General features: G+C 68.5%; 10 protein-coding genes and 1 tRNA gene. 2 read left to right on the top strand and 9 right to left on the bottom strand.

All coding sequences use genetic code 11. The annotated features are described in order from the left end of the window. Positions 1 to 30: 30 nt before the first annotated feature. From rpoB to rplK, 6 genes are all read right to left on the bottom strand, one after another. Positions 31 to 3,516 carry a DNA-directed RNA polymerase subunit beta gene (gene rpoB / locus CCN35_RS14505; RefSeq protein WP_067397044.1) on the bottom strand — a complete coding sequence of 1,162 codons (3,486 nt, stop codon included), beginning with the start codon at positions 3,514 to 3,516 and terminating at the stop codon, positions 31 to 33. A 608-nt stretch (positions 3,517 to 4,124) separates the two neighbouring features. After that, complete coding sequence (rplL, locus tag CCN35_RS14495; RefSeq protein ID WP_067397043.1) at positions 4,125 to 4,517, bottom strand: 50S ribosomal protein L7/L12; 393 nt, start codon at positions 4,515 to 4,517, stop codon at positions 4,125 to 4,127. Between the two features lie 117 nt (positions 4,518 to 4,634). Further along, positions 4,635 to 5,165 carry a 50S ribosomal protein L10 gene (gene rplJ / locus CCN35_RS14490; protein WP_067397042.1) on the bottom strand — a complete coding sequence of 177 codons (531 nt, stop codon included), beginning with the start codon at positions 5,163 to 5,165 and terminating at the stop codon, positions 4,635 to 4,637. Positions 5,166 to 5,483: 318 nt separating this feature from the next. After that, positions 5,484 to 6,398 (bottom strand): SCO4651 family lipoprotein, encoded by a 915-nt coding sequence (locus tag CCN35_RS14485; RefSeq protein WP_067397041.1) that lies wholly within the window; start codon positions 6,396 to 6,398, stop codon positions 5,484 to 5,486. A 156-nt stretch (positions 6,399 to 6,554) separates the two neighbouring features. Beyond that, on the bottom strand, positions 6,555 to 7,280 hold the full coding sequence (gene rplA / locus CCN35_RS14480; protein WP_067397040.1) for a 50S ribosomal protein L1: 726 nt from the start codon (positions 7,278 to 7,280) through the stop codon (positions 6,555 to 6,557). 107 nt (positions 7,281 to 7,387) lie between these two features. Beyond that, positions 7,388 to 7,822, bottom strand: coding sequence for a 50S ribosomal protein L11 (gene rplK, locus CCN35_RS14475; protein ID WP_067397039.1), 435 nt, complete (start codon positions 7,820 to 7,822; stop codon positions 7,388 to 7,390). A 449-nt stretch (positions 7,823 to 8,271) separates the two neighbouring features. Between rplK and CCN35_RS14470 the strand changes: the two genes are divergently transcribed. Further along, positions 8,272 to 9,126: a hypothetical protein gene (locus CCN35_RS14470; RefSeq protein ID WP_143631549.1), complete on the top strand. Its 855-nt coding sequence runs from the start codon at positions 8,272 to 8,274 to the stop codon at positions 9,124 to 9,126. A gap of 129 nt (positions 9,127 to 9,255) precedes the next feature. On the opposite strand, the gene nusG is transcribed toward CCN35_RS14470, so the two are convergent. The 3 genes from nusG to CCN35_RS14455 form a co-directional block, all read right to left on the bottom strand. Beyond that, positions 9,256 to 10,029, bottom strand: a complete 774-nt coding sequence (gene nusG, locus CCN35_RS14465; protein ID WP_067397037.1) for a transcription termination/antitermination protein NusG — start codon at positions 10,027 to 10,029, stop codon at positions 9,256 to 9,258. A gap of 80 nt (positions 10,030 to 10,109) precedes the next feature. Next, positions 10,110 to 10,397, bottom strand: coding sequence for a preprotein translocase subunit SecE (gene secE, locus CCN35_RS14460; protein WP_067397036.1), 288 nt, complete (start codon positions 10,395 to 10,397; stop codon positions 10,110 to 10,112). A gap of 107 nt (positions 10,398 to 10,504) precedes the next feature. Beyond that, a tRNA-Trp gene (locus CCN35_RS14455) sits at positions 10,505 to 10,577 on the bottom strand. Positions 10,578 to 10,905: 328 nt separating this feature from the next. Here CCN35_RS14455 and CCN35_RS14450 point away from each other — a divergent pair. Next, positions 10,906 to 12,132, top strand: a complete 1,227-nt coding sequence (locus tag CCN35_RS14450) for a pyridoxal phosphate-dependent aminotransferase (protein WP_086792956.1) — start codon at positions 10,906 to 10,908, stop codon at positions 12,130 to 12,132. Positions 12,133 to 12,224: the final 92 nt, after the last annotated feature.

Genomic DNA, 12,224 nt, shown 5'->3' with positions numbered 1-12,224 from the left:
TCCCGGCCGGGAAGGCCCGCCGGACTCCCGTCAGACCTCTTCGACGCTGCTCGGCTCGCGCCGGGACAGGTCGATGCCGAGCTCCTCCGCGGCGCGGAAGACGTCCTCGTCGGTGTCACGCATCTCGATGGACATACCGTCGCTGGACAGCACCTCCACGTTCAGGCAGAGGGACTGCATCTCCTTGATGAGCACCTTGAAGGACTCGGGGATGCCGGGCTCGGGGATGTTCTCGCCCTTGACGATGGCCTCGTAGACCTTCACGCGGCCGGTGACGTCGTCGGACTTGATGGTCAGCAGCTCCTGAAGGGCGTAGGCGGCGCCGTACGCCTCGAGTGCCCACACCTCCATCTCGCCGAACCGCTGGCCACCGAACTGGGCCTTACCGCCCAGCGGCTGCTGCGTGATCATCGAGTACGGACCGGTCGAGCGGGCGTGCAGCTTGTCGTCGACCAGGTGGTGCAGCTTCAGGATGTACATGTAGCCGACCGAGATCGGGTCCGGGAACGGCTCGCCGGAGCGGCCGTCGAAGAGCCGGGCCTTGCCGGACGGCAGGACCAGGCGGTCGCCGTTGCGGTCGGGCAGGGTGTGCTCCAGCAGACCCGCGATCTCGTCCTCCCGGGCGCCGTCGAAGACCGGGGTGGCCACGTTGGTGCGCGGCCCGACCCGGTCGGCGCCGATGGCCTTCAGACGCTCGGCCCACTCCTCCTGGACGCCGGAGACGTCCCAGCCCTGGCTGGCGAGCCAGCCGAGGTGGATCTCCATGACCTGTCCCGGGTTCATGCGGGACGGCACGCCCAGCGGGTTGAGGATGACGTCGACCGGGGTGCCGTCCTCCAGGAACGGCATGTCCTCGATCGGCAGGATCTTGGCGATGACACCCTTGTTGCCGTGGCGGCCGGCGAGCTTGTCACCGTCGGTGATCTTGCGCTTCTGCGCCACGTAGACGCGGACCAGCTGGTTCACGCCCGGCGGCAGCTCGTCGCCCTCCTCGCGGTCGAAGACGCGCACGCCGATGACCTTGCCGGTCTCGCCGTGCGGCACCTTCAGCGAGGTGTCGCGGACCTCACGGGCCTTCTCACCGAAGATCGCGCGCAGCAGGCGCTCCTCCGGGGTCAGCTCGGTCTCACCCTTCGGGGTGACCTTGCCGACCAGGATGTCGCCGGCGACGACCTCGGCACCGATGCGGATGATGCCGCGCTCGTCGAGGTCGGCGAGGACCTCCTCGGAGACGTTCGGGATGTCCCGGGTGATCTCCTCGGGGCCGAGCTTGGTGTCACGGGCGTCGACCTCGTGCTCCTCGATGTGGATCGAGGAGAGGATGTCGTCCTGCACGAGGCGCTGCGACAGGATGATCGCGTCCTCGTAGTTGTGGCCCTCCCACGGCATGAAGGCGACCAGCAGGTTCTTGCCGAGCGCCATCTCGCCGTTCTGGGTGGCCGGGCCGTCGGCGAGGACCTGGCCCTCGACGACACGGTCGCCCTCGTTGACGATGACCTTCTGGTTGACCGAGGTGCCCTGGTTGGAGCGGGCGAACTTGGCCAGGCGGTAGGTGATGTAGGTGCCGTCGTCGTTGGCCGTGGTGATGTAGTCCGCGGAGACCTCCTGGACCACACCGGACTTCTCGGCCTTGATGACGTCGCCGGCGTCGACGGCGGAGCGGTACTCCATGCCGGTGCCGACGAGCGGGGCCTCCGCCTGGATCAGCGGCACGGCCTGGCGCATCATGTTCGCGCCCATGAGGGCACGGTTGGCGTCGTCGTGCTCGAGGAAGGGGATCATGGCGGTCGCGACCGACACCATCTGGCGCGGCGAGACGTCCATGTAGTCCACGTCCTCGGGGTCGACGTAGTCGACCTCGCCGCCGCGGCGGCGGACCAGGACGCGGCTCTCGGCGAAGCGCAGGTCGTCCGTCAGGACGGCGTTGGCCTGCGCGATGACGTAGCGGTCCTCCTCGTCGGCCGTGAGGTAGTCCACCTGGTCGGTGACCTGGCCGTCGACGACCTTGCGGTACGGGGTCTCGACGAAGCCGAACGCGTTGACCCGGGCGTAGGTGGCCAGCGAGCCGATCAGACCGATGTTCGGGCCTTCCGGCGTCTCGATCGGACACATGCGGCCGTAGTGCGAGGGGTGCACGTCACGGACCTCGAAGCCGGCCCGTTCACGGGAGAGACCACCCGGACCGAGCGCGGACAGACGACGCTTGTGCGTCAGCCCGGACAGCGGGTTGTTCTGGTCCATGAACTGGGACAGCTGGCTGGTGCCGAAGAACTCCTTGATGGAGGCGACGACCGGCCGGATGTTGATCAGGGTCTGCGGCGTGATCGCCTCGACGTCCTGGGTGGTCATGCGCTCGCGGACGACGCGCTCCATCCGGGCCAGACCGGTGCGGACCTGGTTCTGGATGAGCTCGCCGACGCTGCGCAGACGGCGGTTGCCGAAGTGGTCGATGTCGTCGGTCTCGACGACGACGGTCTCGCCGTTGTCACCGACGGTCTCGGTCTCGCCGGCGTGCAGCTTCACCAGGTACTTGATCGTGGCGATGATGTCCCCGATGGTCAGGACACCCTCGTCCAGCGGGGTGCTCGTACCCAGCTTCTTGTTGAGCTTGTAGCGGCCGACCTTGGCGAGGTCGTAGCGCTTGGGGTTGAAGTAGAGGTTCTCCAGCAGCGTCTGGGCGGCCTCACGCGTGGGGGGCTCGCCCGGGCGCAGCTTGCGGTAGATGTCCAGGAGTGCGTCGTCCTGGCCCTGGGTGTGGTCCTTCTCCAGGGTGGCGCGCATCGATTCGTACTCGCCGAACTCCTCGAGGATCTGCTCGTTGGTCCAGCCGAGCGCCTTGAGGAGCACGGTGACGGACTGCTTGCGCTTGCGGTCGATGCGGACACCGACCATGTCGCGCTTGTCGATCTCCATCTCCAGCCAGGCACCCCGGGAGGGGATGATCTTGGCGGTGAAGACGTCCTTGTCGGACGTCTTGTCGATGGTGGAGTCGAAGTAGACGCCGGGCGAACGGACCAGCTGCGACACCACGACACGCTCGGTGCCGTTGATGATGAAGGTGCCCTTGTTCGTCATGAGCGGGAAGTCGCCCATGAAGACGGTCTGGGACTTGATCTCGCCGGTCTCGTTGTTGGTGAACTCGGCCGTGACGAAGAGCGGGGCGGCGTAGGTGAAGTCGCGCTCCTTGCACTCTTCGATCGAGTTCTTCGGCGGCTCGAAGCGATGGTCGCGGAAGGTCAGCGACATGGACCCGGAGAAGTCCTCGATCGGGGAGATCTCCTCGAAGATCTCCTCGAGACCGGACTTGGTGGGGACGTCCTGACCGTTCTCGAGAGCCTCCTCTACGCGAGCCTTCCACGCGTCGTTCCCGAGCAGCCAGTCGAAGCTCTCGGTTTGCAGCGCGAGAAGGTTCGGAACCTCGAGGGGCTCCTTGATCTTTGCAAAGGAGATGCGCAGCGGAGCAGTGCTGGCGCCGTTGTTCGTATTCGCGGTCGAGGCAGTGCGCGAGGCGGCCAAGAGGGGGTCCTTCCGAGGGCTCGGACTCACTACGCGCGTACCGGTCCCCCGCCGCCGCTACGACGACAGATCCTCCGCTGCGAGCCGGAAAAGCCAGGTCAGCGGTGGTCCGCTCGTCGTTGCTGAGGCGAGGGCATGCCCCTGGTGACGGGCAGGAGGCAGTTAACAGGCAGCGCAAAGGGTCAGTGTAGCCACTTAGCTCACTGATGTCCAGTACGGGTTTTTCGGGACCCTCACAGTTGTCGACGTCTGCGGCATGTCTGCCCTCAACGCACTCTGATACTGCCCTCTTTGTCGTCGATCCATGCCTCGGATTCGGATCCTTGTGACGACGCGTCCTGAGAATTGCGCGCTGCGTGCAGTTCGTCAAGGCCCCCCAGGCCGAAATCGGATGCCGCCGTCGTCACACGCAGCCTGCCTCCGGGACCGCTCGAGGCACGACGAAGATCACCTTACCTCTCCCGGCCGTGGGTGCAAGGCAGCCTGCGCCGCCCTCGGGAAACGCCGAGGAGCGACCACCCGGATGGATGATCGCCCCTCGGTGCGTCCGCGTTACAGCCTCGAACGGCTGTCAGTGCGCAGGAGTCCCGGACGGACCCGTGAAGGTCTTACTTGACCTCGACGGTGGCGCCGGCGCCCTCGAGGGCCTCCTTGGCCTTGTCCGCGGCCTCCTTGTTGACCTTCTCGAGGACGGGCTTCGGGGCGCCGTCGACCAGGTCCTTGGCCTCCTTCAGGCCGAGGGAGGTCAGCTCGCGCACGACCTTGATGACCTGGATCTTCTTGTCGCCGGCGGCGGCGAGGATGACGTCGAACTCGTCCTTCTCCGGCTCGGCCTCGGCGCCACCGGCGGCGGCAGCGCCACCACCGGCGACGACGACCGGGGCGGCCGCGGCGGCGGTGACGTCGAACTTCTCCTCGAACGCCTTCACGAACTCGGAGAGCTCGATGAGGGTCATCTCCTCGAACTGCGCGAGCAGCTCTTCCTGGGTCAGCTTCGCCATGATGGCGGTCCTTCCGTTCAAGTCGGCAGGTGCCGGATGTACTGGGTCAGGCGGGCGTACGTCGGGCCCGCGTCGACCCCCACCCACGGACGGGTGAGGATCGCAAAGCGAGCCGAATTACTCGGCACCGCCCTGCTCGGCCTGCTTGGCGCGCAGCGCGTCCACGGTGCGGACGAGCTTCGACGGCAGCGCCTGGAAGACGGAGGCAGCCTGGGACTGCTTCGCCTTGAAGGCACCGGCCAGCTTGCTGAGCAGAACCTCGCGGGACTCCAGGTCCGCAAGCTTCTTGATCTCATCGGCGGACAGCGCCTTGCCGTCAAGGACACCGCCCTTGATGATGAGGTTCGGATTCTCCTTGGCGAAGTCACGAAGACCCTTCGCCGACTCCACCGGGTCACCGGTGACGAAGGCGACCGCCGTCGGACCAGCGAAGAGCTGGTCGTCCAGCGTGATCCCGGCCTCGCTGGCCGCGATCTTGGTCAGCGTGTTCTTCACCACGGTGTACTGGGCGTTCTCACCGAGAGAACGACGCAGCGTCTTGAGCTGCGCCACGGTGAGACCGCGGTACTCGGTCAGCACGGCGGCGTTCGAGTTGCGGAACTTGTCCGTCAGCTCGGCAACCGCGGCCGCCTTGTCGGGCCTCGCCATAGCCTCGGCCTCCTTCCGGGTGATTCGGACCGCGCGGACCCGAAGGAGGACTGGGGAAAACGAAACGCCCCGGCGCAGGCGCACGGGGCGGGCTCGACCGGTCGTGCACGCGGCACGATCGCGTGCACTCCGGGAGTGCTTCCACTGTCACCTGCGCGGGCCGTCCGCAGTTCAGCGGATCCTTCGGCCACCGCACCCTCGTCCGAGCGTGCGGTAACGACCAGCGGTCTCTGGCTTCCGCAGAAGAGTACGAGACCGGGGCGCCCCCGAGCAAATCCGCTCCCGCGGCGTCCCTGCGGGGCCGTCGCGCAGCAGGGGTCAGGAGCCGCCGCCCGCGGAGCCCTGGGTCCTCATCAGGTCCTTGAAGTCCCTCGTGTCGTCGGCCGGGGGCTCCTGGACGGCGACCTTGATGCCGTAGTCGCTGTAGTACGCCGTGTTGGTCATCGTGCCGGCCGCCGTGTCGGCCCTCTCGACCTTCTTGACCAGAAGGCTCCGGTCGTTGATCCACAGGTCGATGGACTCGGTGGTGACACCGGCCTGGCTGAGCTGTCTGCGCAGGGCCTCCAGCTCGCTTCGGGGAAGGTTCGAGCTCCTGCCGGCGAAGTCGGCGATGTTCACCGTGCCCCGGTAGTGGGTGGTGCGCTCGCCCCGTATCGTCGCCTCGCCCACTCTCCTGACGTCGCCGGAGGCGAGCAGCAGCTTCACCGTCTGGTTCGGGGTGGAGTTCCGCAGCTGCTCCCGCAGATACGCGCCGGAGCCGCCCGCGAGCCGCCCGAGGTCCTCGTAGCGGTACCGGATCCAGTGCCTGCCGCCCCCCGCCTGCTCGGCGAAGACGTCGCCCATGCGCGCGTAGTAGGCGTCGGGCAGGTACCGCGCCTCCATCGAGGTGGTCCCGACCCGGCGCATCGTCTCCAGGGCCGTGCCGCCGGTGTAGGTGAGCGTGAGCCGGCCGGTCAGACCGCGGCCCCAGGCGACGGTGCCGCTGCCCTTCATGGACATCAGCGTGCCGATGCTGGTCGTCATCGACACCCGGGCGGAGTCGGCCTCGGCGGTGGAGGCGTCGGCGGACCGCAGGGCCGCGATGGAGCTCATGCGCGCCGCGTCCCGCTCCGCCGCCCCGCCGGCCCCGTCCGGGCCCCGGGAAGGGCCGCCGAAGCCGCACGCGGTCACTCCCGTCAGCGCGGCCGCCACCGCGACCGGCAGTGTCGTACGGCGCGCGGTCGTGCTCTTCATTCGTCCCACCCCTGTGCCATGGCTGTGGCCCTCACGCTAGCGCAGGCCGCCGACGGCCGTGCGAGAAAGCCGTACCCGCAAAAGCGGGCCCGGAAAAGGGGCGAGCCCCGCGCCGGAAGGTCGCGGGGCTCGTCGTCGACGGGGTGAGCCGGAGGCTCAGACCGCGGCCGGGTCCTCCTCGACGAGAAGGTTGCGGGTGCGGTTCGGGTCGACCGGGATGCCGGGGCCCATCGTGGTGGTGATGGAGGCCTTCTTGATGTAGCGGCCCTTGGCGGCGGACGGCTTCAGACGGAGGATCTCCTCCAGCGCGGCGCCGTAGTTCTCCACCAGCTGGGTGTCCTCGAAGGACGTCTTGCCGATGATGAAGTGCAGGTTCGCGTGCTTGTCCACACGGAACTCGATCTTGCCGCCCTTGATGTCGGACACGGCCTTGGCGGTGTCCGGGGTGACCGTGCCGGTCTTCGGGTTCGGCATCAGACCACGCGGACCCAGGACGCGGCCGAGGCGGCCGACCTTGCCCATGAGGTCCGGGGTGGCGACGACGGCGTCGAAGTCCAGGCGGCCGTTCGCCACCTCCTCGATCAGCTCGTCGGCACCGACGATGTCGGCGCCCGCGGCACGCGCGGCCTCGGCACGCTCACCGGTCGCGAAGACCAGGACCCGGGCGGTCTTGCCGGTGCCGTGCGGAAGGTTCACGGTGCCACGGACCATCTGGTCGGCCTTGCGCGGGTCGACACCCAGACGGAGGGCGACCTCGACGGTGGCGTCGAACTTGGTCGTGGAGGTCTCCTTGGCGAGACGGACGGCCTCGAGCGGGGCGTACAGCCTGTTCCGGTCGACCTTGGCGTCCGCAGCGCGGAGAGCCTTGCTGCGCTTGCTCACAACTGCTCCTGTGTGGTCCGAAAGGAGTCGTGGTCCGGGCCGAGCAGGCCCTGCCACGTGCGGCCTCCTGCGGCCGCATGGGTGCTACGGGGTTGGGGTGCCGGGGCTCAGCCCTCGATGGTGACGCCCATGGAGCGGGCGGTACCAGCGATGATCTTCTCGGCGGCGTCCAGGTCGTTGGCGTTGAGGTCGGGCATCTTGGTCTGAGCGATCTCGCGGACCTGCGCCCGGGTGATCTTGGCGACCTTGGTCTTGTGCGGCTCGCCGGAGCCCTTCTCCACGCCCGCGGCCCTGAGGATCATCTTGGCGGCCGGCGGAGTCTTGGTGACGAAGGTGAAGGAACGGTCCTCGTAGACCGTGATCTCCACCGGGATCACCCAGCCACGCTGCGACTCGGTCGCGGCGTTGTAGGCCTTGCAGAACTCCATGATGTTGACGCCGTGCTGACCCAGCGCGGGGCCGACCGGCGGGGCCGGGTTGGCGGCACCGGCCTGGATCTGGAGCTTGATGAGCCCCGTGACCTTCTTCTTCTTGGGAGGCATGCTCTCTCTCCGGGTCCTTGCTGAGAGGTTGAGTGCCATCCGCGCCTTCGACCTGCTCCCGCTCGGTGCATGATCCCGCAGACGGCATACCGCACCACGATAGCCCCTGCTCCCTCAGGACCTGAAATCACGAGGTCAGCGCGGCAAGCGGCCCTCGCAGCGGCGGGCGGCGGGCGGACCAGCGCACCGGCCGGCCCTTCCGCCGGCCGGTGCACCGGTCCGTCCGTGATCCGCCCATCGGACGCATCGCAAAGGACCATCAGGTGTAAATCAGGAGGAATTCAGAGAGAACCGGCGTGTCCCAGGGGACCTCCTTCGCTGACAGCCCCCCTGTCCGCGGCGCCCACGGCCTTGTGAACCGTCACGCCCGCGGCGGGCGCGACTTCAGAAGGAGTGACATGTTCACCCGTGCGTTTTCCGTTCGCACCGCTCACGTGCTCTGCATAGGCATGACCGCCACGCTGGCGCCCCTCGCACTGGCCCCCTCCGCCTCGGCCAAGACGCACACCGTGGCATGCAGCCAGACCGCCCTGCGCACGGCCATCACCACGGCCAACAGCACCCCGGGGACCGACACGCTCAAGCTGACGGCCCGCTGCACCTATGCCCTGACCTCCGAACTGCCCAGCATCACCTCGCCGATCGTCATCAACGGCAACCACGCGACCATCACCCGCACCGCGGGTTCCTTCCGCATCCTCACCGTCGACGGCGGCAATCTGACGCTGCGCACGACCACCATCGCCAACGGCGACGCCGCCGGGAGCGCCGTCCTGAGCAGCGACGGCGGCGGCATCCTCGTCACCGGCAACGGCACCCTGACCGTCGACTGCAGTGTGATCCGGGACAACACCGCCGCCTTCGGCGGCGGCATCGGGGTGGCCAGCGGTTCCCAGGCGCATGTGAGCGAGAGCGTCGTCAGGGACAACTCCTCGACCCAGAACGGCGGCGGCCTGGTGAACAACGGCACACTGACCGTCAGGTCCTCGCAGATCAGCAGGAATACGGCGGGCGGCGCGGGCGGCGGCATCGCCAGCATCGGAACGCTGACCATCACCACCAGCAACCTCGTGGACAACACCGCGCAGACCGGCGGCGGCATCGCCACCGGTGTCCCCACCGTCCCCGGCGGCACCACCACGGTGTCCTTCAGCAACGTCAGCCAGAACCAGGCCGCCAACAACAACCCCGGCGGCATCTACAACAACAACGGCATCGTGACCCTGCAGTCCACCGTGGTCGCCGGCAACACCCCGAACAACTGCAGCACCAGCCCGAGCCCGGTGCCCGGCTGCGCGGGCTGATCCGGCCGCGGCCCGCGGGAGCCCCCTCGGAGCACACGACCCGTACGCACAACGCCCCTGCCGGCGGGAGACGCCGGCAGGGGCGGAGGCGGGCGGGCGTGCGACCGGTCCTTTCCGGACCCGGCCGGACTAGTTCTTCTGGATCTGGTCGAAGGAGAGCTCGACCGGCGTCTCGCGGCCGAAGATCTCCACCAGGCCCTTGACCTTCTTCGCGTCGGGGTTGATCTCGTTGATCGTCGCCTGCAGCGTGGCGAACGGGCCGTCGGTGACGGTGACCGAGTCGCCGACCTCGAAGTCCAGCACCTGGACCTCGACCTTGCGCGGCGGAAGCGGCTTGCCCTCGGCCTCGGCGGCCTCGCGGGCGGCCCGCTCCTCGGCCTCCGGGGCGAGCATCTTCACGACCTCGTCGAGCGTCAGCGGGTACGGGTTGAAGGCGTCCCCCACGAAGCCGGTGACACCCGGGGTGTGGCGGACGGCGCCCCAGGACTGGTCCGTCAGCTCCATCCGGACGAGCACGTAGCCGGGCAGCTTGTTCTGCCGGACGGTCTTGCGCTCGCCGTTCTTGATCTGGACGATCTCCTCCTCGGGGACCTCGGCCTGGTAGATGAGGTCCTCGACGTTCAGCGAGACGGCACGCTGCTCCAGGTTGGCCTTCACCCGCTTCTCGTAGCCGGCGTAGGTGTGGATGACGTACCACTCGCCGGGCAGCGCGCTCAGTTCCTCGCGGAGTTTGGCGACCGGGTCCGACTCGGCCTTCGCCTCCTCCTCGGCGGCCTCTCCCTCGGGCGTCCCGCCCTCGGCAGCCTTGGTCTCGTCGACCTCGTCCGCACCCTCGACGGTGTCGAGCTCGTCATCCACGGACTCGGTCGGCTCGATGGCGTCGTTCAGGTTCGGGTCAGACACGGTGGCTGCTTCTTCCTGGATACATGGGGGTGGAACATGCCAAAGGGGCGCCGGGTACCACGGCGCCCTTCGCTCTTGGCTCAGCCGAAGACGTACTTGGCCGCCTGGTCAAGCCCATAGTCAATCACGGTCACCATGGCGATCATGATGACGACGAAGACAATCACCACGGTGGCGTACGTCGTCAGCTGGTTGCGAGTGGGCCAGACAACCTTGCGGAGTTCCGCGATGATCTGGCGGTAGAAGAGGGCAAGGCGCTTCAGCGGCCCCTTCTTGGCGCGCTTGCCGCCCCTGCGCGGCTTCTTCTTGGACTCCGGCACCTCGTCCTGGGCATCAGGCGTGTCGATGGAGCCCACGGCGTCCGTCATTCGTCCTCACCTGATTCCGGGTCGTGGCCGTGCCGCGCCCGGTCGAGCCGCACGGCGGTGCATCGATGTACGTACATACGCACACACCCTGGCGGTGGTGTGTGGAGCAGGGCCGGAGGGACTCGAACCCCCAACCGCTGGTTTTGGAGACCAGTGCTCTACCAATTGAGCTACGACCCTTTGTGTGCCCCCCAACGTACCGCATCCGACCGGATGCTCGATGTGCACCAGGCTGGTCGACGGCTGCTGAAGGCCAACGAGGTGAGAGTGTACGTGGTCCGGCGCCGGTCGTCGAACGGAAAGCCCCCGACAGTGCCCCGCGGGCGGAAACCGGACGGTCCCGGAGGCGGAAACCGAGCGGTCCCGCGGGCGGGGACAACGCGGAGGACAGAGCGAGGACGGAGCCGAAGCAGAGCGGAGACGGAGCGGCCCCGGGGCAGAGGCCGGCGGGCGTCCGGTGGGCGAACCGAGGTGCCGCCGCCGTTTCCGGTCTGAAACGATGGACGGCATGAGCGCTGCAACTCCTCCTACCGAGCGCCGGGTCTCCGCCCGAGTCGGCGCGATCTCCGAGTCGGCCACCCTCGCCGTGGACGCCAAGGCCAAGGCCCTCAAGGCCGCCGGCCGTCCGGTGATCGGTTTCGGCGCCGGTGAGCCGGACTTCCCGACCCCGGACTACATCGTCGAAGCCGCGATCGAGGCCTGCAAGAACCCCAAGTACCACCGGTACACCCCGGCCGGCGGCCTGCCCGAGCTGAAGGCCGCGATCGCCGCCAAGACGCTGCGCGACTCCGGCTGGGAGCCGGAGGTGTCGCAGATCCTGGTCACCAACGGCGGCAAGCAGGCCATCTACGAGGCGTTCGCCGCGATCCTCGACCCGGGCGACGAGGTCATCGTGCCGGCGCCGTACTGGACGACGTACCCGGAGTCCATCCGCCTGGCCGGCGGTGTGCCCGTCGAGGTCGTCGCCGACGAGACCACCGGCTACCGCGTGACGGTCGAGCAGCTGGAGGCCGCCCGCACCGAGAGGACCAAGGTCCTCCTCTTCGTCTCCCCGTCCAACCCGACCGGCGCGGTGTACTCCGCGGCCGAGACCGAGGCGATCGGCCGCTGGGCCCTGGAGCACGGCCTGTGGGTGCTCACCGACGAGATCTACGAGCACCTGGTCTACGGCGACGCCGCCTCCGTGTCCCTGCCGGCGAGGCTGCCCGAGCTGCGCGACAAGTGCATCGTGGTCAACGGCGTCGCCAAGACGTACGCCATGACCGGCTGGCGCGTGGGCTGGCTCATCGGCCCCAAGGACGTGGTCAAGGCCGCGACCAACCTCCAGTCGCACGCCACGTCGAACGTGTCGAACGTCGCCCAGGCGGCCGCCCTCGCCGCGGTCTCCGGCGACCTGGAGGCGGTCGCGCGCATGCGGGAGGCCTTCGACCGGCGGCGGAAGACCATCGTGCGGATGCTCAACGAGATCGACGGGGTCGTCTGCCCGGAGCCGCAGGGCGCGTTCTACGCCTACCCGTCGGTGAAGGCGCTGATCGGCAAGGAGATCCGCGGCAAGCGCCCGCAGAACTCGGTGGAGCTGGCCGAGCTCATCCTGGAGGAGGCCGAGGTCGCGGTCGTCCCGGGCGAGGCGTTCGGCACGCCCGGCTATCTGCGGCTGTCGTACGCCCTCGGTGACGAGGACCTGGTGGAGGGCGTCAGCCGGCTCCAGAAGCTGCTGGCGGAGGCGCGGGACTGAGGTCCGCCCCTCCGGGGCCTTCCCTCCCTCCGCGGGCCCGCCGCCCGTTCGCCTGAGTGCGGGCGGTGGGCTCCTTCGTATGTGCAGGTGTG

It is taken from the genome of Streptomyces thermovulgaris (assembly GCF_002155915.1).
Taxonomy (GTDB): domain Bacteria; phylum Actinomycetota; class Actinomycetes; order Streptomycetales; family Streptomycetaceae; genus Streptomyces; species Streptomyces thermovulgaris.
The sequence above is the reverse complement of the archived record's forward strand: the minus strand, read 5'-3'. Positions and strand labels throughout refer to the sequence as shown.

Bases quoted from the DNA above. Each gene is read 5' to 3' on its own strand.
- rplL (WP_067397043.1), bottom strand. From the start codon at position 4,517: ATGGCGAAGCTGACCCAGGAAGAGCTGCTCGCGCAGTTCGAGGAGATG.
- rplJ (WP_067397042.1), bottom strand. From the start codon at position 5,165: ATGGCGAGGCCCGACAAGGCGGCCGCGGTTGCCGAGCTGACGGACAAG.
- CCN35_RS14485 (WP_067397041.1), bottom strand. From the start codon at position 6,398: ATGAAGAGCACGACCGCGCGCCGTACGACACTGCCGGTCGCGGTGGCG.
- rplK (WP_067397039.1), bottom strand. From the start codon at position 7,822: ATGCCTCCCAAGAAGAAGAAGGTCACGGGGCTCATCAAGCTCCAGATC.
- CCN35_RS14470 (WP_143631549.1), top strand. From the start codon at position 8,272: ATGACCGCCACGCTGGCGCCCCTCGCACTGGCCCCCTCCGCCTCGGCC.
- secE (WP_067397036.1), bottom strand. From the start codon at position 10,397: ATGACGGACGCCGTGGGCTCCATCGACACGCCTGATGCCCAGGACGAG.
- CCN35_RS14450 (WP_086792956.1), top strand. From the start codon at position 10,906: ATGAGCGCTGCAACTCCTCCTACCGAGCGCCGGGTCTCCGCCCGAGTC.